15 protein-coding genes and 1 pseudogene are annotated in these 19,357 nt (G+C 39.1%); 10 read left to right on the forward strand and 6 right to left on the reverse strand.

What is annotated here, in order from left to right:
- Positions 1-27 precede the first annotated feature (27 nt).
- Entirely contained in the window at positions 28-1,122 is a 1,095-nt protein-coding gene (gene corA, locus EHW67_RS17300) for a magnesium/cobalt transporter CorA (protein ID WP_126163645.1), read from the forward strand.
- Positions 1,123-1,132: 10 nt separating this feature from the next.
- Here corA and cysM read toward each other — a convergent pair whose 3' ends face one another.
- On the reverse strand, positions 1,133-2,020 hold the full coding sequence (gene cysM, locus EHW67_RS17305; RefSeq protein ID WP_126163646.1) for a cysteine synthase CysM: 888 nt from the start codon (positions 2,018-2,020) through the stop codon (positions 1,133-1,135).
- On the reverse strand, positions 2,010-2,804 hold the full coding sequence (gene epsC / locus EHW67_RS17310) for a serine O-acetyltransferase EpsC (protein WP_126163647.1): 795 nt from the start codon (positions 2,802-2,804) through the stop codon (positions 2,010-2,012). The genes cysM and epsC overlap by 11 nt, the downstream gene beginning before the upstream one ends.
- 90 nt (positions 2,805-2,894) lie before the next feature.
- Here epsC and EHW67_RS17315 point away from each other — a divergent pair.
- Positions 2,895-3,583: pseudogene (locus EHW67_RS17315) on the forward strand (DUF2461 domain-containing protein).
- Positions 3,584-3,685: 102 nt separating this feature from the next.
- Here EHW67_RS17315 and EHW67_RS17320 read toward each other — a convergent pair.
- Positions 3,686-4,099, reverse strand: coding sequence for a glyoxalase (locus EHW67_RS17320; RefSeq protein WP_126163648.1), 414 nt, complete (start codon positions 4,097-4,099; stop codon positions 3,686-3,688).
- A gap of 327 nt (positions 4,100-4,426) precedes the next feature.
- On the opposite strand from EHW67_RS17320, the gene EHW67_RS17325 reads away from it, so the two are divergent.
- Positions 4,427-4,825 (forward strand): acyl-CoA thioesterase, encoded by a 399-nt coding sequence (locus EHW67_RS17325; protein ID WP_126163649.1) that lies wholly within the window; start codon positions 4,427-4,429, stop codon positions 4,823-4,825.
- Here the strand turns inward: EHW67_RS17325 and EHW67_RS17330 are convergent.
- The gene (locus tag EHW67_RS17330; protein ID WP_126163650.1) at positions 4,822-6,111 is read right to left on the reverse strand and encodes a dipeptidase; all 1,290 of its coding nucleotides are present in this window, start codon (positions 6,109-6,111) and stop codon (positions 4,822-4,824) included. The genes EHW67_RS17325 and EHW67_RS17330 overlap by 4 nt on opposite strands.
- A gap of 212 nt (positions 6,112-6,323) precedes the next feature.
- On the opposite strand from EHW67_RS17330, the gene EHW67_RS17335 reads away from it, so the two are divergent.
- A complete protein-coding gene (locus tag EHW67_RS17335) occupies positions 6,324-8,126 on the forward strand; it encodes a response regulator (RefSeq protein ID WP_126163651.1) in 1,803 nt (600 codons plus the stop codon).
- A 23-nt stretch (positions 8,127-8,149) separates the two neighbouring features.
- A complete protein-coding gene (locus EHW67_RS17340) occupies positions 8,150-9,967 on the forward strand; it encodes a hypothetical protein (protein ID WP_126163652.1) in 1,818 nt (605 codons plus the stop codon).
- Positions 9,968-10,484: 517 nt separating this feature from the next.
- Here EHW67_RS17340 and EHW67_RS17345 read toward each other — a convergent pair.
- Positions 10,485-11,348: a sigma-70 family RNA polymerase sigma factor gene (locus EHW67_RS17345; protein WP_126163653.1), complete on the reverse strand. Its 864-nt coding sequence runs from the start codon at positions 11,346-11,348 to the stop codon at positions 10,485-10,487.
- A 220-nt stretch (positions 11,349-11,568) separates the two neighbouring features.
- Between EHW67_RS17345 and EHW67_RS17350 the strand changes: the two genes are divergently transcribed.
- The 5 genes from EHW67_RS17350 (at position 11,569) to EHW67_RS17370 (ending at position 16,914) form a co-directional block, all read left to right on the forward strand.
- Positions 11,569-12,078, forward strand: a complete 510-nt coding sequence (locus EHW67_RS17350; protein WP_126163654.1) for a DUF6155 family protein — start codon at positions 11,569-11,571, stop codon at positions 12,076-12,078.
- Between the two features lie 254 nt (positions 12,079-12,332).
- Positions 12,333-13,844, forward strand: coding sequence for a DEAD/DEAH box helicase (locus tag EHW67_RS17355; protein WP_126163655.1), 1,512 nt, complete (start codon positions 12,333-12,335; stop codon positions 13,842-13,844).
- A gap of 9 nt (positions 13,845-13,853) precedes the next feature.
- On the forward strand, positions 13,854-15,104 hold the full coding sequence (locus EHW67_RS17360; RefSeq protein ID WP_126163656.1) for a glycosyltransferase: 1,251 nt from the start codon (positions 13,854-13,856) through the stop codon (positions 15,102-15,104).
- Positions 15,105-15,190: 86 nt separating this feature from the next.
- Entirely contained in the window at positions 15,191-16,036 is an 846-nt protein-coding gene (locus EHW67_RS17365) for a 1,4-dihydroxy-2-naphthoyl-CoA synthase (protein WP_202912002.1), read from the forward strand.
- Between the two features lie 260 nt (positions 16,037-16,296).
- Positions 16,297-16,914: a DEAD/DEAH box helicase gene (locus EHW67_RS17370; RefSeq protein WP_126163657.1), complete on the forward strand. Its 618-nt coding sequence runs from the start codon at positions 16,297-16,299 to the stop codon at positions 16,912-16,914.
- Between the two features lie 12 nt (positions 16,915-16,926).
- Here the strand turns inward: EHW67_RS17370 and EHW67_RS17375 are convergent, their stop codons facing one another.
- On the reverse strand, positions 16,927-19,221 hold the full coding sequence (locus EHW67_RS17375) for a type IA DNA topoisomerase (RefSeq protein WP_126163658.1): 2,295 nt from the start codon (positions 19,219-19,221) through the stop codon (positions 16,927-16,929).
- Positions 19,222-19,357 lie beyond the last annotated feature (136 nt).

The raw sequence follows: 19,357 nt of genomic DNA on the forward strand, positions 1-19,357 counted from the left end.
TTCTAGGAACAAATAAAATTCCAATTTATGGCTAAAAAAAAACCAACACAAAAACGGCAGTCCCAACGCCACCTGAAGACGGGCAAGTCTCCGGGAACAGTTACCTATTTTGGGAACAGGGTAGGGGTGAGGAGTATAGTAAATATAATGGAGTACGATAAGCAGGACATTAAGGAATCTGCAATTGATGTGTATACCCCGTCCAATTTGCAAAAAATGGTGGCATATAAGGAATCTCCATCTATTTCCTGGATCAATGTGATTGGAATTAGTGATGAAGGGTTTATTGAAAATTTGGGGCAAGCCTTCGCATTAAACCCATTATCTACTGAAGATGCCGTTAATACCCATCAGCGACCAAAAGTAGATGAATACGAAAATTATATTTTTGGCAGCTTTAAAATGCTCTATATAAATGCAGACAATGAATTGGTTACAGAGCATTTGGCAATAGTTTTAATGGAAAATACCGTTCTGGTTCTTCAGGAAATGAAGGAAGACGTCTTTAATAGCGTTAGGGAAAGGGCCAGGGCCAGTACAGGTAGAATTAGGGCTAAAAAAGCCGATTATTTATTTTTTGCACTTTTGGATGCCATTATAGACAATTATTTTTTGGTGCTGGAATATGTAAACCATAAAATAGACGTTTTGGAAGAGGAAGTGTATGATGACCCCAGTAATAAAACCGCCCATGACATTCAAGAGTTAAAGAAAGAGATACTAAGGATTAGAAGGAATATATACCCGGTAAAGGAGTTGATTAGTAAACTAATAGATACTGAGCATCATTTAATTAGCAAGGATACCAAATTATTTCTCCGAGATACCATGGATCATTGTACAGAAATAAATGAAAGCCTAAATATTTTGAGGGAAATGTCCATGAGCCTCATGGAAATGTATATGAGTAACATGAGCAATAAAATGAACGAGGTAATGAAAGTCCTTACCATCATGGCCTCTATATTTATCCCACTTACCTTTATAGTAGGGGTTTACGGTATGAATTTTGAAAATATTCCCGAGCTGCAGTATCAAAACGGATACTTCTATGTATGGGGGCTCATGATAGCAATTTTTATAGGCTTGCTATTTTATTTTAAAAGAAAAAAATGGATTTGACCTAATGGTTCTAGATATCAAACAGATCGGAAGATAAATACCTATCGCCCCTGTCGCAAATTATGGAAACAATGACCCCTTTATCCAAATTTTGAGCAAGCTTTACTGCTGCTGCTGCGGCACCACCACTACTCATGCCAGCAAAAATCCCCTCTTCCTGGGCTAATCGTTTGGCCATTTCCCTGGCTTCCAACTCACTGACCTCTAAAACCTGATCCACTTTATTAGGGTTAAAAATCTTTGGAAGGTATTCCTTGGGCCATTTTCTAATTCCCGGTATTTTGGCTTCATCGGCGGGTTGTACCCCAACAATCTGCACGTCTTTGTTCATTTCCTTTAAATAGGTAGAGGTACCCATTATGGTTCCTGTAGTGCCCATTGAGGACACAAAATGGGTAATACTCCCTTGGGTATCCCTCCAAATTTCGGGCCCTGTACTTTTATAATGTGCCTTCCAGTTATCATTGTTGGAAAACTGATTGAACATAACGAAACCTTCATCCTTCACCTTTTGTTCGGCGTAGTCCCTAGCTCCCTCTATACCTACTTCGGCTGGGGTCAGGGTTACCTTTGCTCCATAGGCTCGCATGGTCTGTACCCTTTCCTTGGTAGAGTTTTCGGGCATTACCAATTCTATGTCCAATCCATAAATTCCGGCAATCATGGCCAGGGCAATACCGGTATTGCCACTTGTGGCTTCAATGAGTTTGGAATCTGTGTTGAAATCACCTCTCTCCAACCCTCCTTGAATCATATTGAGTGCTGCACGGTCCTTAACGCTTCCGCCAGGATTATTGCCCTCAAGCTTAAAAAACAGTTTAACATTGGGATTCTGGTTAACAACTTTGGATAACACTAATGGAGTGTTGCCAATGGTATCCAATATACTATGAGACATGCGGTAAGGTTTTTATTTTAATGATTGGGGAATGGTAAACAGTGGAATTGGCAGGAACAGATTCGGTCAACCACGCATTTCCCCCTATTACAGAGTTCTCACCTATTACCGTTTCCCCACCCAGAATGGTGGCATTGGCATAAATGGTTACATTGTTCTCAATGGTTGGATGCCGCTTTGTTTTTTGCAATTTTTTTGCCACATACAGGGCGCCCAAGGTTACCCCTTGATAAATTTTGACATTGTTTTTTATTATGGCAGTTTCCCCAATAACCACACCAGTAGCATGATCAATAAAGAAAGAACTACCTATTTGTGCGCCCGGGTTGATATCTACCCCTGTTTCTCTATGTGCATATTCAGTCATAAGCCTAGGCACCAAGGGAAACCCATCTGTATAGAGCTCGTGCGCCAGTCTATAAATGGCAATAGCATAGAAACCTGGATAGGCCATATATACTTCCTCTATAGAAAGTGAGGCAGGGTCACATTTAACTATTGCTTCCGCATCCAAATTTAATTTTTCTAAAATCTTGGGTAAGCGTACCACAAAGTTTTCCCAAACCTTTTTGCAGGGTTTGTCCACATTCCAACAGGCGAGGTTCACCAAGGTATCAAATTCCTCTTCCAACTTGTCCAAATTTTCATCCACTGGGGTGTCAATATCAAACAAGGTGTAGAATAGCCTATTGGTAAACAACTCTGTCTTCTCCTTAAGTTCAAACCTAAGATTGGGCTGTTTTTTGTGCTCCTTTATGTCTTTTATTATAGATGCCTTATCCATTTCTAATTTTAATAGTTCATTCAAAATTAACCATTATTTCAAAATCATCTTTTGCTAAATTGGTTAACTTTAACACAAAGATAATGTGTTATGGGTCGTGTACAACAAGAAGTAATTACGAAAGATGTATTCCAATTTTTAAAAAATCTGGAAAAAAACAACACACGGGAATGGTTTGCGGACCATAAAACGGAATACAAAGCGCTTGAATCCAGGGTTAAGGGATTTTATACTTTGGTTATGGACAGGTTAAATGAACACGACGAAATAGAAAAATTAAAAATGTTCAGAATCTATAGGGATATACGTTTCTCTAAGGACAAAACACCATATAAAACACATTTTGCCGGTTCTTTTACCCGAGCAGGCCTACAATTACGAGGAGGGTATTACCTGCGGATCAAGCCTAAGGAAACCTTTGCGGCGGTAGGTTTTTGGGGACCCAATAAGGACGATTTGTTAAGAATACGCAAAGAGTTTGAAGCCGATGCAAGTGGTATACGCTCTGTAGTTAATGATAATGAGTTTCACGCAGTATGGGGAGATATGCAGGGCGATGAATTAAAAACGGCCCCTGCAGGATTTATTAAAACCACCCCAATATAGACCTCATTAAAAGGAAGCAATTTATTTTTGTCAAGAATTTTTCGGACCAAGAAGTGCTTTCTGCCCATTTTATAGAGGATATAGACCGGGCATTTAGGGCAACGCGTCCCTATTTTGATCTTATGAGCGATATACTTACCACCAACATTAACGGGGAATCCCTGTTGGAATAACCATATATTTTATCCAATTCGCTTTCTACAACCCTTACATTTTTAAAGATGATGTAAGTGGGGCTTATTACTGCAGGTTCTTAGGTTCTGAAGATTTTGATATCATGCAGGTTGTAAGGCGATATCCTCAAAAAATTGAACCTGGTCTTTAAGACGTTCAATAACCATCTGCATCATGCGCTTATTTAGGGAGGAGGAATTTTGAATGTATAATTGATACTCCTCCGTGGTAAATTGCCCTATGATAATTCCCTTTAAGGAATTTCTAAATTTGATATCCTTTTGAATGGCATTCTCTATAAAAAACAATCGTTTTTGCAACCCTAGATCATAAAAGCTATTCTTATGTTTAGTGATGTAATTCTGAAAAACCATAAGCAGTAAAGAGTTCTGCATTTTAATTACCGGACGTAAGGTTTGGTTTTGAAACCGCTCCCCCATACTCATTTGTTCCGATATTTTGGCCGATGGGATTATAGGACGAATTTCCAAAAGATTATGGGACCTGTCGCTCATATCATAGGTGTTTTTATAAAGATAGGCATTCCAGTTTCTGGATAATGGGCCTCTCCTGGATAGTTTTTAACTAGGTTATGAACATTGGATCAATATGGCTTGAGACCGGGAAATTCTTGAATAATTGGATGTTGAAGCATCTTTTTTATTTCTGGATTCTCTTGTTTCGGAATTGGTATCTTCGTTATTATCACCCTACTTTATTCCTAAATTGACCAAAAAAATAAGATGTAATTTTCATATATCAAATTCGACAAACTTAACTTATAGATGACATGGATGGAGAAATTTTCTTTATTAATTTTGTCAAAAAATAATATAAAAGCTATGAGATTTCATACTAGAAAATGGGTAAAACCAGAGGATTTAAATGCTAACGGCACCTTGTTTGGAGGCAAGGTTCTGGCATGGATAGATGAGGAGGCTGCCTTGTACAGTATTATTCAGTTAGAAAATAAGCGTGTGGTTACCAAATATATGTCGGAGATTAATTTCATGAGCACGGCCTTAAAGGGGGATATTGTGGAAATTGGCATTGATGTTGTAAAATTTGGAAAAACCTCTCTGACCCTTAATTGTGAGGTTCGTAATAAGATGACCAGGGAAACCATTGTTACCGTAGACAATATTATTATGGTAAACCTTGGGGCCGATGGGAACCCCAAGCCTCATGGTAAAACGAAGATAGAATTTGTCAAGGACCGTTTATCGGCTGCAGAATCCTAGTTAGGATTCAAGCCATTGGCCACGTCTTGTACCTCGTCTAAAACACGGAGTAAATTACCGCCCCAAAGTTGGGCTATCTCTTCTTCGGTATACCCCCTTTTTACCAATTCCAAGGTAACATTGGGGGTTTCCGAAGCATCGGACCAACCCGCTATACCACCGCCACCATCAAAGTCAGAACTAATCCCTACATGGTCTATCCCGATTAAATTTACCATATAATCTATATGGTCAACAAAATCGGCGACGTCAACGGCTTGTGGAGCTTCTTGTTTTTTGGTAACCAAATCCTTGGCCAAAGCCACTACCTTTGAATAGTTATTTTTAAATATTTTTTTCTTTTCTTCTCCCAAGTTGGCCAATTCATCCTTATTAAACCATTCAATCCCCAAGGAATCTGCTACTTCTTTGTAATAACCGGGCATGAAATCGGCATGGGCCTGGTGTTTTTTTGTTTTTAGATAAGAACTAAAGGCTACAGTTTGTACAACACCGCCATTCTTTTTCATCAATAGCAATTGCTCGTCATCCAAATTCCTGCTGTGGTCACATAGGGATCTGGCCGAGGAATGGGAGGCAATGATAGGGGCTTTGGACAGGGCAATCATCTGCTTCATGGATTCTTTGGAAACATGGGATACATCTATCATGATGCCCAGGCGGTTCATCTCGCTCACCGCCTTTTTTCCAAGGTCGCTTAAACCGTTGTGTAACCATACGTTATTGGCTTCCCCGGTGTTGGAATCACAAAATTGGCTGTGTCCGTTGTGGGAAAGGGAAATATAGCGTGCCCCTAAGTTGTAATAGTTTTCAAATTCTGATAGGTCTTCGCCAATTGGGTAGGCGTTTTCAACTCCTATCATGGCCACTTTTTTACCGGATTTTACAATTCTATAAACATCTTCCGAGGTATAGGCCAATTCAATTTCATTAGGGGCTAGTTCTTTACAAAGTCTGTGGATGGCATTAAACTTGGACATGGCGTTTTCCTTGGCAGTGGCGTAGCCCGCTTCATCCAAGCTTGCTTGACCGGTATAGACAATTAGCCAACTTACATCTAGCCCGCCTTCTTTCATCTTTGGTAGGTTTACTTGATTGTCCAACTCCTGGGTGTAATTTACCTCCTTGGTGAAATTGGCCACATTTATGTCGTTGTGGGTATCGATGGTAATGACCTCTTCATGGATTCTTGATGCCTTTTCTTCCAATCCCTCAACAGCTCCCTCTTGTTTTTCCTTACAGGACAAAAAAGCTAAAGAACATAATAATCCGATGAAATACTTCATAATATTCTTATTTGATACATACAAATAACGCTATTTGACAACAAAAAATGAAGCCTAGATAACATTTAGTTGTAAACAGCATATTAAAAAGTGAGTTTTAAACTTTCAGTGACCAGACGATACTGGAAAATTAGGAGTTTAAGCCTGCTTAATTCTGAATCCAGCAATTTAAAAACTGATTTAACCTATAACCATTTTATAACAACCTAAAATTGAAAACTAATAACCTACTGTCCCAATTAACAAACCTGGAAGGGCAACTAAATCATTTTTCGTTTGAGGAACTAACCTCCGAAGAGGCCTCACTATTAAAGAAGTCCTTTGTGTCGTTCAAATCCCGTTTAGAGGAAAAAGTGTTGGGACCTAACACTAATCCAAGCTCCCCTTGTAAGGATGGGCAGGGATTGGATTTGACTCAAGAAGGTAATGATTCTGCTTGGAATCCACAGGAAAGAAGGTTGTATAGGGAAGCTTCCCTCTTGGCGGGAGTAGGTAAGGAAATAAAATCGCCCATTGATAGCATTCTCAAATCTGTAGATGTTTTAAAGGAGAGCGACCTTTCTATTAGACAACTACAACAATTGAATGCCATAAGTGGCTCATCCAATTATCTTTTGGAAATTATTAATGAGTTGTTGGAATATGCCAATCTTAGCAAGGGGCAGGATCCTATAGGCGAAATAGATTTTAATTTCCACAGCATTATTAAGGACACCCTATATCTGTGCAATACCCTTATTTTGAACAAAGAGGTTAGCCTACAGTTGGAAATGGATGAAGATGTTCCGGAAACACTAAGCGGAGACCCTTCCAAATTATCGCAAATACTGTTAACCTTATTGGGGAACATTATAAAAGGGAGGGACCAAGGGCATATCAGTTTAAAATTAAGAGTAAAGCAACAGCATGCCAAGCACTATGATTTGGAATTTATAATATCGGAATCTGGACTGCCTACTCCGAACAACAGCTCTAGTTCAACAAATGAAGGTGCTAAATGGGAACAATACCAGGGAGCATCAGCTACGGGAAGTACTCTGTTAAGTTTTGAGATAGCCAAACAGACCATACAAAATTTAAAAGGGTACATGACCTTGCCCCAGGGACACAAGGCAGAATGGACCCATAAGTTTACCATTCCCTTTTCTAGGTCACAAGAGGGTAAGGTAACGGTTGCCGAATACGATGCTGAGTACCTGAAAACGGCATCAAAAGGAATAGCAGGAATGCATGTGCTTGTTTTTGAGGACAATATCCTTATTCAAAAGCTAATGGAACAGCGTTTAAAAAAATGGGGCTGTAAAGTATTGGTGACAGACAGTGGCATAAAAGGTATAAATTATCTGCAGGACCAAACGGTAGACCTGGTATTGTTGGATATTGAAATGCCCATGATGAACGGTTTTAAAATAGCACGATCTATACGTGAATTTGCTTTGAACAGCGGTAAAGACCTTAGCATAGTTGCATTGTCCCGGGAATTTTCCAATAGCCATCTTAGAAAATGTAAAGCCCTGGGCATAAAGGAATATATAAAGAAACCCTATAGTCCGGACCAACTTTTGGCTAGCATGTATAAATGTAAAAATGACTTGGATTCCAAGGCCTTGTTTGGTAATACCAATAATACGGATTTATACCCATTGGAGATTGACTTATGTTCGGCTAATCTTTCCAATATTCTTGAGGAATGTATGGGGGAAATTGATCTTTTGGAGGAGTTGATAGTACTTTTTAAGCAAAATATCCTGGAATTTATTGGAAAGGCCAACATATATATCCCACAGGGCAATTTTACGAAGCTGGGATTTGCAGCCCATAAAGTAAAAACCGGATTGTCCATGATGAAGGCACATGGCTTATATGCCTTGGTGAGCAAGATTGTAGTCTGCTGTAAGACTAACCAGAATAGAAAGAGCATAGAGTTTTTATATAACCAAATCCTGAAGACCTATCCCATGGTGGAAAAGGCTATTGATAATCAATTGGAAAGCCTAAAGGACAACAAGAACTAAAAGCCATTAAAAAGAGCAAATACGTGAAAACTCCCAATGTACATGACAACCTATTATGGGATTTAACAATCTTATTTGCTGTATTGACCATAGCTTATTTAACAACTATATATATAACCAACAAATTGCGAACAAAATCGGATAATAATATAAATAGTAGAAGTCAAATAATGGCCATAGTTTGTCAGTTGTTGCTTTATGGCCAAAGTAAAAGTGACGAGTATAGTGGTTTCTGTAAAGACCTCAAGGTATCCTTGTGGAAACTGTTGAGAGTACCTGGAAACAAAGTAATATTGTCAGAAATCCTCCTAAAACTGGATGCAGATCTGGCAGATACATCCCGGGAAAGAATTTATTCCCTCTATAAAGAATTTAAACTTCACATTGAGGCCTTTGAACAGGCCCAGGCCAAAGGCCATAATACCTCCAATAAAGCTATGCCCAGGAAATGGACTAGTACAGTAGAGGACAAACAAGAAGATTTAGAAACAACAATGAAAGACCCCCAGGACAATATGCCAAAAGATAAATACCCAAGCAATTTTGTAGGTGATGAGGTAATTGAGATGAATTTTATTCCTTTGGTCACACAAAATCAGGAAATGGCAGATGAGGCCACAAAGGCCTTCCACGAGGCTTTGTTGATTAACTGCGATCTTGATTTCTTAATGCAGTGTTTAAGGGCACAAAATAAAGAACCTGATCCTTATGAGGAGGTGTATAATACCTTGATAGACAAAATAGTAGACAGCCCTAATGAGGGTAAAGATATAGTTGAGTCTTCTTTTTTAAATATCGATTTCTTGCCAATGATAATGGATGCTGAAAATTCAGAGGCGGAGGAAACAGAATCTATGGTAGATATTAACGACTTGGATGTAGATTATGAAGTAGTCATTGACCCGCATCTAAAAAGTCAGATTACCCAAATATTGGAGTCGCACACACGGGAACAGCTACAAGATGAGGTATTATTTGACAAGGAAACCAATATTTTGGATTTGGGTGAAATGGACATCCCTGCAGCCAAATTCTATACGGACTGGGAATACAAAAAAGTAAAGCTATTACAATCTATAGTCGAAATGGGGGATATCCGTGAGGTTCCCTTATTGAATGAAATGTTGGATGAAGAAGAAAATGAATCAATAAGCGTATTGATCAAGGAAATTATCCATAGGTTTTTGTCGGAATATCCCATGGTTATAGATGAGGACTACATTGATTCAACAAAGGTAAAAATAGGGGACCATTATGTTTTGAACCATTTTTTTCATGCTGTAGATACCGAATCACAACTTATTCTTTTGGAAGAAATTATGCAGGTGGGGGGACTTAATGAGTATTATTTTTTGGAAACCCTGATTGATTACCCTGAAAAAAGTGTTGCGGATAAGGCTAAAATAGTATCGGAAGTGCTAAAAATGAAGTTGGAACTGAGTTACCAGGATGGCACAGAAGAAGGAACCGGCCTATTCGCCAATCAGGATTTGGATTTAAATAGTAGTGTCAGGGATGGGGCCATATTCTCTCCCAAGACCCAAAAGACCTTAAGTTTTAGTAGTTACGGCTGTGCATCTGTTCAGGATAACAATGCCATGCCGGTATCAGAAGCGGCTCATCCATTTAAGGAAAAACACAATAGTGTATTAAGTACTGGCCAGGAAGACACAGGCTCCATAGATATATTCAATATTGATTTTGAACTGTCGCGCTCCAGTGTTGGCCATGATCAAGAGACGTCAAGGGTTGAAGACAATGAAGGGAAAAAGGATTCAGAAGACCTAAATTTTCTAGGTCACTTAAAAGACTTGGGACATAAATTTTTAAAAAACAAATAACCTATAGCGTTCTTTAAGTTATTAGGGTTGTCTTTTGCAACTCTTTGGGTTCCATATCCTAATAGGTAGAAAAGGACCAAACTTTAAGAACTTGTGATTTGACAACTAAAAATATGAAGTACACAACATTTAATTGATTTGAACACCAAATATAAATATGTTTACCATATAATTATTGACCCAAGCAATAATAACTTAAACCAAGTCTTACTATGTTATACGATACCTACGGAGAGGAATACTTATTATTCCTACAAGATTTAAATGAAATTTTAAGTTTAAACCAATTAGTTGAATTGGACTATATGTAGTTCACTTTTAAACTGAAAATCTAAAACCCCTAAAAGATGGCAAAACAAAATCCAGACAATGCGGCTTATTTAAACTTTATTGAAGATTTAAATGAGATTTTAATTGATTATAATATCAATAAATTGAGTTTTTCTTAGTAGAATTAATTAAAAACCATAGGGCCGGATAAGCAGTGTTTATCCGGCCCTATGGTTTTTATACCTTGTTATCCCAAATAGGTTTTTAATAATTTACTTCTAGAATTGTGCCGTAGTTTTCTGATAGCCTTCTCCCTTATCTGTCTTACGCGCTCCCTGGTTAGGTCGAATGTTTGACCAATTTCAGCCAAAGTCATGGATTGTTGGTCCCCAATACCGTAGTAAAGCTTAACAACATCTGCCTCGCGTTGAGATAAGGTGTCCAGCGCTCTATTTATTTCCGTATTTAGGGATTGCTGTAGCAGTATACGGTCTGGCCTAGGTGATTCCCCAGAGCGCATAACATCATAGAGATTGGAATCCTCTCCTTCCTTTAAAGGGGCGTCCATGGACACATGTCTTCCTGAATTTTTTAGTGATTGTTTTACCTCGCTCACTGTCATTTCCAATTCCTTGGCTATCTCCTCAGGAGAAGGTGGGCGCTGATGTGCCTGCTCCAAATAGGAAAAGGTCTTCTTAATTTTGTTGATAGAACCAATCTTGTTCAAAGGCAGGCGAACCACTCTGGATTGCTCGGCCAAGGCCTGTAATATTGATTGGCGTATCCACCAAACCGCATAGGAAATAAACTTAAATCCTCGGGTCTCGTCAAACCGTTTGGCAGCCTTTACCAATCCTACATTTCCTTCATTGATCAAATCGGGCAACTTTAATCCCTGATTTTGATATTGTTTTGCAACAGAAACTACAAATCTTAAATTTGCTGTTGTAAGTTTTTCCAACGCTATTTGATCCCCATCCCTTATTTTCTGTGCTAGCTCTACCTCCTCATTAGCGGTGATCAACTCAATTTTACTGATATCTTGCAGATATTTGTCCAATGACTTTGATTCTCTGTTGGTTACCTGCTTGATAATCTTTAGTTGCCTCATATATATCTTTATTTGGAATTAGAAGTATTAATCTATCATTATACATTATTATTACGTCTTTTCCAAGGGAAGTAGGAATACTTATACATAATTTATGAGAAGTTTAAGATATTGAACATGGATTTCCTGCTTATAAATAATATTTTGCCATCTTGCGGCGTCTTGGAGGTTAAAACAGACTGCAATATTCCTCTATGGTAATCCCGAAGTAGCAAATGATATGAGTAAAAGAGCATTGGCAAAATACTTGTCCGAATTGGATAAAGAAGAGTTGGAGACCCAACTTATGGATCTTTATAACAGGTTTCCGGTGGTTAAGGAATATTATGATTTTGTTTTCAACCCTAAGGAAGACAAATTGGTACAGGAGGCCAAAGTAAAAATATCCAATGAGTACTTTCCCCTTAAAAGAAAAAGGCCCAAGGCAAGACGTTCTGTTGCCCAAAAGTATATCAAGCATTTTACTAAATTAGGGGTAGCCCCACATTTGATAGCAGATGTGATGTTGTTCAATTTGGAAATAGCACAGTCGTTCTCTACAGAAAAGAAAGTCCCAGATGCCTTTTATAAAAGCATGGCCAATTCCTTTAAAGAATTGGTGCAGCATATTGCAGTGAACGGCTTATTAAGTGATTTTAGGGAGCGAATAGTTGCCTGTTATGTTTTTACCAATGAACACCGTTGGCCAAATCAGGAGGACTTCTCCAAATCCTTGGATATTATAGATTGATATAATAGCCAAAATAGGTTTTACAATACCTAATTGTGGTGTACAATAGCTGTCTTGGTTTATTTTCAACATGAGGTTTGTTATAGCCCTTATGTCTTGGTATCGGGCTATTTCTTCCTTGTCAATCATACCCCTTTTATAGGTTTCAAAGAGGGATCGGGCTGTATGTTTTAAATATTAAATTTCATTCGAGCATAAAAAACTCTTAATTTTGTAAGGTTTGATTGTTCTTAATTTAAAATTATTGATCCAATTTGGAGCTACCTAAAGAAACCAAGGAAAAAACCCTATACGATTATCAAGAGGAAGATCTGAACACTATTTTTAAGTGTTTGGACGAATCTCCAGATGATATAAACTTACTTTATCAATTGCCTACCGGTGGTGGGAAAACTGTGGTTTTCTCTGAAATTGCCAAGCGGTATATCAACAAAACAAAAAAAAAGGTAGTTGTACTTACCCATAGGATTGAATTAAGTAATCAAACCTCACGGATGTTGCGTGGATTTGGTGTTAAGAACAAAATAATTAACAGTGAGGTAAAAGAGTTGAGTGACCAAGATGATTATATGTGCTTTGTTGCCATGGTAGAAACACTCAACAATAGACTGCAGGATGATAAGGTTAAGATAAACGATATTGGCCTGGTCATAATAGATGAAGCACATTATAATTCCTTTAGAAAGTTATTCAAGTATTTTAATAAGTCAATTATTCTTGGGGTTACGGCCACTCCGTTGAGTTCCAATATTAAGCTACCCATGAAGGACAATTATCAAAAATTGATTGTTGGGGAGTCCATTTCGTCGCTCATAAGCAAAAACTTTTTGGCCAAGGCCAATATGTACAGCTATGATGTTAGCTTAAAAAGTTTAAAATTGGGTATTAGTGGAGATTATACCGTAAAGTCTTCTGATGAGCTTTATGGAAATCAAAACATGCTCTCTAAATTGGTGAGTGCCTATGAAGAAATAGCCAAAGGCACCAAAACGCTTATCTTTAATAACGGAATAAACACCTCTTTATATGTACGGGACACCTTTAGAAAGGCCGGGTACAATATTAGGCACCTGGATAATAAGAACAGTGCATCGGAACGCAAGGAGATTTTGGAATGGTTTTCCAAAACCCCAGATGCCATTCTTACATCGGTAAGTATTTTGACAACTGGATTTGATGAACCTACCGTAGAAACTATTATCCTTAATCGTGCCACCAAATCCCTAACCCTTTATTTTCAAATGATAGGAAGGGGGTCTAGGATATTACCTAACAAAAATGAGTTTACCGTGGTAGACTTGGGCAACAATGTGGCTCGATTTGGTCTTTGGGATGCACCTATAGATTGGCAGGAAATTTTTCATTTCCCCGATTTCTATTTGGAGAGTATAAAGAATGACGAAGAAATTGAAAGGGATTTTGTCTACGAAATGCCACCGGAACTAAAGGAATTGTTCGGTAAATCAAAAAATATAGAATTCGATATCAAGGCAGAATATAAAAAGGTTTTCGCCCAAGGCCTTAAGTCCAAGACTGTTCTGGAAAAGAGTATAGAACAACATGCCACCATCTGTGTGGAGAATAGCGAAGATGTTTTTGATGCCCGTATTTTGGCAAAAAAGCTAAAGGAGGAAATAGCCTATAGGGTACGTCAATATTCGTACTGTATAATGAACAATACAAAAAATTACAAAGAGTGGCTGGAAGAGGATTATGAACGTAAATTACGTTCTAAAATATCCCAGAAATTTGCCCAACGCATGTAGAAAAGAGCAATGGCCGCAATAGATAAAAAAGTATTGATAATTGGCTGCAATTGGCCAGAGCCCGGTACCACTGCCGCTGGTGGGAGGATGCTTCAGTTGATACGTTTTTTTCTAAAACAGGATTATGAGCTGACCTTTGCCAGTACGGCTGCAGAAAGCGAATATTCCTATGACCTGGAAAGTATTGGGGTGCGTACACAGTCCATTTTACTTAACCATTATAGTTTTGATGAGTTCATTGGACAATTAAATCCCACGGTTGTGCTGTTTGATCGTTTTCTCACCGAGGAGCAGTTTGGCTGGCGTGTAGCAGAACACTGTCCTCAGGCCATGCGAATACTGGATACCGAAGACCTACATTCCTTGCGAACGGCCAGGCAGTTGTCACATAAAAAAAAGCAACCTTTCTCCATTAAGAGCTGGTTGGATCAAGACCTTACCAAAAGAGAAATAGCCAGTATCTATCGGAGCGATATTAGTTTGATAATTTCCCTTTATGAAATGGAATTATTGACCGAGGAATTGAAATTGGACCCAGATCTTTTGTTGCATCTACCTATGATGTACAATGAAATTGATGTCGAGCAGCGAAAGGATTGGTTGGATTTTGATCAAAAAAAAAATTTTATCTGTATTGGTAATGGCAAGCATGCCCCCAATGTAGATGCCATTAAAACCTTAAAGCTGACGATCTGGCCCTTGATCCGTAAGAGATTGCCTAAAGCTAATCTTTATGTGTACGGAGCTTATTTGCCCCAAGAAATACAGCAAATGCATAAACCAAAAGAGGGCTTTTATGTAATGGGACATGCAGCTAATGCCCAGGAAGTAATTACAAGGGCGCGCCTTAGTTTGGCCCCATTGAATTTTGGTGCGGGGATAAAGGGAAAATTGTTGGACAGTATGTTGTTTGGCACCCCCAGTATTACCACCCATATAGGGGCGGAGGGTATTTGTTTGGACATGCCTTGGAATGGATGCATTGCCAATGCGCCAAAGGACTTTGCCCATGCAGCGGTAGAATTATACTTAGACCGCGAGAAATGGCTTATATCCCAAAAAAATGGTATGGATATTATTAATAGCTGCTATGATAAAGCGGTTCTACAACAACGGTTGTCCCAAAAAATAGAACAAGTAGGAACAACACTGAACCAACATAGGTCGGGTAATTTTATTGGTGCCATGTTGCTGCACCATTCCATGGCGAGTACCAAATATATGTCCAAATGGATCACGGCCAAAAACAAGAAAACATAATTCTGGGACGCTTGGGCTATAATGGACAAGTGCACCACAAATTTACCAAAGTGTGTTATCTTTGGTATTGTTAATACTATTTTGAAATGCAAAAAAAAATTGATTGGAAGGTTGTAAGGGAATTTGAAGATATTACTTATAAGAAATGCGGGGGTGTGGCCCGAATAGCATTTAATAGGCCCAATGTAAGAAATGCTTTTAGGCCAAAAACTACCAGTGAACTCTATCAGGCATTTTACGATGCCCAGGAAGATACCAGTATTGGGGTGGTTCTTCTTTCCGCGGAAGGCCCCTCTACCAAAGACGGCGTTTATTCCTTCTGTAGTGGAGGCGACCAAAAGGCCAGAGGCCATAAGGGTTACGTAGGGGAAGATGGTATGCACCGTTTAAATATCTTGGAGGTACAACGTCTTATCAGGTTTATGCCAAAAGTGGTTATAGCTGTAGTGCCTGGATGGGCAGTTGGAGGAGGACACAGTCTTCATGTGGTGTGTGACCTTACCTTGGCCAGCAAGGAACACGCTATATTTAAGCAGACAGATGCCGATGTAACCAGTTTTGACGGCGGATACGGATCGGCCTATTTGGCAAAAATGGTGGGACAGAAAAAGGCAAGGGAGATATTTTTCCTCGGTAGAAATTACTCAGCTCAGGAGGCCTTGGAAATGGGCATGGTAAATGCAGTGATTCCCCATGAAGAACTGGAGGATACGGCCTATGATTGGGCCCAGGAAATTCTGGAAAAATCGCCTACCTCCATTAAAATGCTAAAATTCGCCATGAACCTAACAGACGATGGTATGGTAGGACAGCAAGTGTTTGCCGGGGAGGCAACCAGGTTGGCCTATATGACGGAAGAAGCCAAAGAGGGACGGAACGCCTTCCTTGAAAAACGCAAGCCCAATTTTGATAAGAACAGTTGGATCCCTTAAATAAAAGGCAGTTTGGTATTTGTAGTTTCATGAATACCCAAAACTAAAAAGAGCCTTGTCTTTAGAAACAAGGCTCTTTTACGAGAACACTATATGAAAATGAAAAAAATTATTACTTCGTTATTACATTGCTAATGTAGGGGAGAAGTACATTACAAGGAAACTATTGTTGTGAACTGATGTATAATTGTGGTATAGGTAGGGAAAATTGTTATCAGTCCTCCTAAAAAAACTAATTTTTAAATTATCAATACTAGATCATGGGGTTCAAAAAAATCCAGGAAGAGTTAATAGAAGCATTGGATGTAGCAGGTTTTAAGGAGCCTCTGCCATTCCAAAAGAGGGTTTTGTCCCAAATTAAAGGGGGAGCAAGTATCTTTGGAATTGCCCCTAAGGGAGCGGGCAAGACTACCGCCATAGTTATAAGTACCTTGCAAAAATTGAATTGTGCGGCCTTTGAGGAAGCTCCCAGGGCATTGATCTATGTTAAGGACAAGGAGGCAGCTTTGTCTTTGGAGGCAACTTTTAAAAGATTTACCAAACGCATGGACTTGCGTATATATCCCGTATATGAGGAACATAATATTGAAGCCCAAAGAAATGATATTTTTGAAGGGGTAGATGTTGTTATTGCCACGCCCAAAAGGCTAAGCAAGCTCTTTTACCTAAATGGGATAAACCTTGGGAAATTGAAATTATTTGTGGTAGACGACGCGGAATTTTTGTCCAAACCCAGTCCATTTTCCGATGTCATCCGTATCCCCGAGAGTTTGGATAGGTGTCAGTATCTTATTTTTTCTTCCAAGTTTGATGCCCGAATGGAACGTATGCAGGAATTGTTTATGGCCAATGCACTAATTGTAAAAGCTGGTAAATAGGGTTTTTGGACTCTACTGCTCCCCGTTTAGAATAGCAAGAACCAAGGATTTTGTCAAAGGTTTGTTGGCAGCTTTTGTTTTTACCTCCTCAAAGGAAACCCTAAAATCACATCCATTGTCATGGTTACTACATCCGTATGAGGTTCTCCCTTTTACAATATGCCCCACATTACATTTGGGACAACTAGGGAGGGTATCCTTCTTATTGGCTATCTTTTTGGGTTCCAGAACTAATTTATAGTGTTCATTAAATCGAACAAGTCCTTCCTGCTCCTTGCCATCCTCCTGCTTAAAGCCCTTTAAATTTACGGTACAATCCTTTTCCAAGAGCCTGATGAACTGCTTTTCCGATATTTTCTTCCCGTAAACATAGAATGGCAATAGAAAATCACATCCGCTTTTATAGGAGCTGCAACCATAGGCAGATTTTCCTTTTAAGAGTCTGCCCTTTTTACACTTGGGGCAGGTTTGCCCTACCACTGTTTTTGTCTTTTTTTTAGTTTTTGAAACTTCTTTTTTTTGCTCCACCTTGGTTTGGGAAATATTGGCGCGGGTGGTCTCACTACGTACCTCATAGACTAAGTTGTCCACCATTTTTTTCATATTCCTTATGAATAGGGAGGGGCTGTACAATCCTTTTTCTATATCTTTTAATTGTTTTTCCCATAGACCGGTAAGTTCTGCCGATTTTAGTAATTCGTTCTGAATAGTTTCAATTAATTGAATTCCCGTTACCGTTGGCAGTACCTGTTTTTTGTTTCGTTTAATATACTTGCGTTTAAACAGCGTTTCTATGATATTGGCTCGGGTAGAAGGCCTCCCTATACCATTTTCTTTCATAAGTTCGCGCATTTCTTCATCATCAACCTGCTTGCCGGCGGTCTCCATTGCTCTTAACAAGGTGGCTTCGGTATATTGTTTTGGAGGCTTGGTCTGTTTTTCCATGAAGGATGGTTCATGAGGCCCTTTTTCCCCTTTAACAAAAACAGGTAACAGACCTGCTTCTTTTTTTTCTTTGGTGGCTGGTGTCTCAAATACAACCCGCCACCCTTTTTTTAATATTTCCTTGCCGGTTGTTTTAAAGGAGATATTGGTAACCTTTCCTATTACCGTTGTATTGGAAACCTCGCAATCGTCATAAAAAACAGCTATAAACCGTTTAACAATACTGTCATAGACCTGTAGTTGGGGGCCTGCCAAATTCATTTCAACACCTGTGGGTATAATAGCATGGTGGTCCGTAACCTTTTTATCGTTAAAAACTTTGGCAGATTTCTTAATTTTTTTTGTCAATAGGGGTGCGGTCAAGGATTGGTACTGACTTAAATCCTTAAATATTCCTGCCACTTTAGGGTATACGTCGTTGGGAAGGAAAGTAGTGTCTACCCTGGGATAGGTAACAACTTTTTGTTCGTATAATTTCTGTACAATCTTAAGTGTTTCTTCGGCTGTTAATCCAAATTTTGTATTGCAATGCACCTGCAGTCCGGTGAGGTCAAACAATTTAGGGGCATATTCCTTGCCTTTCTTCTTGGTAATGGATATTATTTCAAAATCGTGCTTCTTAACCTCATCGGCTACAACCTGCCCTTCTTCCTGCTTTAAAAAACGTCCCTCTTCGTAGTTAAACACAGTGTCCCTATATACGGTCTGCAATTCCCAATAGGGCTGAGGTTTAAAGTTTTCAATTTCCGTAAACCTTTTTACCACCATGGCCAAAGTAGGGGTTTGTACCCGCCCTATGGATAGCACTTGTTTATACCCGCCGTGTTTCACCGTATAGAGTCGTGTTGCATTCATTCCCAGCAGCCAATCGCCAATAGCCCTGGAAAACCCGGCATAATAAAGATTGTCGTACTCCTCAGAGGGTCTTAACTTGGAAAAACCTTCTTTAATGGCTTCGGTGGTCAAGGAGGAGATCCATAACCGTTTTACTTCCCCATCGTAGTTAGCCTGATGCATAACCCAGCGCTGAATAAGTTCCCCTTCCTGTCCCGCATCCCCGCAATTGATGACCAGCTCTGCTTTTTCAAAAAGACCCTTAACAATATTAAACTGTTTTTGTATCCCACTGTTATCTACCACCTTGGTTTTAAACTTTTCGGGGAGCATGGGTAAATTATTGAGGTCCCAGCTTTTCCAATGGGGCTTATAGTCATTGGGCTCAAATAAGGTACATAGATGCCCAAAGGTAAAAGTTACCGCATAACCATTACCTTCAAAATAACCATCGTGTTTGGTGTTGGCACCTAAGACTTGGGCAATTTCACGGGCAACGCTTGGTTTTTCTGCAATACAAACCTTCACTTATTAGGGTTTTGTTAGGGGGTGCAAAATACTTAATTTAAACCGAATCTTCATAGGTCCTTAAAAGTGGATTTTAGTCCTTATGTGTTAATTTTATTGGTCACTATAACCTAATGTGATATAGTGCAGGAAGAGT

It is taken from the genome of Arenibacter aquaticus (genome assembly GCF_003957295.1).
Taxonomy (GTDB): Bacteria; Bacteroidota; Bacteroidia; order Flavobacteriales; family Flavobacteriaceae; genus Arenibacter; species Arenibacter aquaticus.

Coding starts and splice junctions, on each gene's coding strand:
- corA (WP_126163645.1), top strand. CDS start 28: ATGGCTAAAAAAAAACCAACACAAAAACGGCAGTCCCAACGCCACCTG.
- cysM (WP_126163646.1), bottom strand. CDS start 2,020: ATGTCTCATAGTATATTGGATACCATTGGCAACACTCCATTAGTGTTA.
- epsC (WP_126163647.1), bottom strand. CDS start 2,804: ATGGATAAGGCATCTATAATAAAAGACATAAAGGAGCACAAAAAACAG.
- EHW67_RS17320 (WP_126163648.1), bottom strand. CDS start 4,099: ATGAGCGACAGGTCCCATAATCTTTTGGAAATTCGTCCTATAATCCCA.
- EHW67_RS17325 (WP_126163649.1), top strand. CDS start 4,427: ATGAGATTTCATACTAGAAAATGGGTAAAACCAGAGGATTTAAATGCT.
- EHW67_RS17330 (WP_126163650.1), bottom strand. CDS start 6,111: ATGAAGTATTTCATCGGATTATTATGTTCTTTAGCTTTTTTGTCCTGT.
- EHW67_RS17345 (WP_126163653.1), bottom strand. CDS start 11,348: ATGAGGCAACTAAAGATTATCAAGCAGGTAACCAACAGAGAATCAAAG.
- EHW67_RS17350 (WP_126163654.1), top strand. CDS start 11,569: ATGAGTAAAAGAGCATTGGCAAAATACTTGTCCGAATTGGATAAAGAA.
- EHW67_RS17360 (WP_126163656.1), top strand. CDS start 13,854: ATGGCCGCAATAGATAAAAAAGTATTGATAATTGGCTGCAATTGGCCA.
- EHW67_RS17365 (WP_202912002.1), top strand. CDS start 15,191: ATGCAAAAAAAAATTGATTGGAAGGTTGTAAGGGAATTTGAAGATATT.
- EHW67_RS17370 (WP_126163657.1), top strand. CDS start 16,297: ATGGGGTTCAAAAAAATCCAGGAAGAGTTAATAGAAGCATTGGATGTA.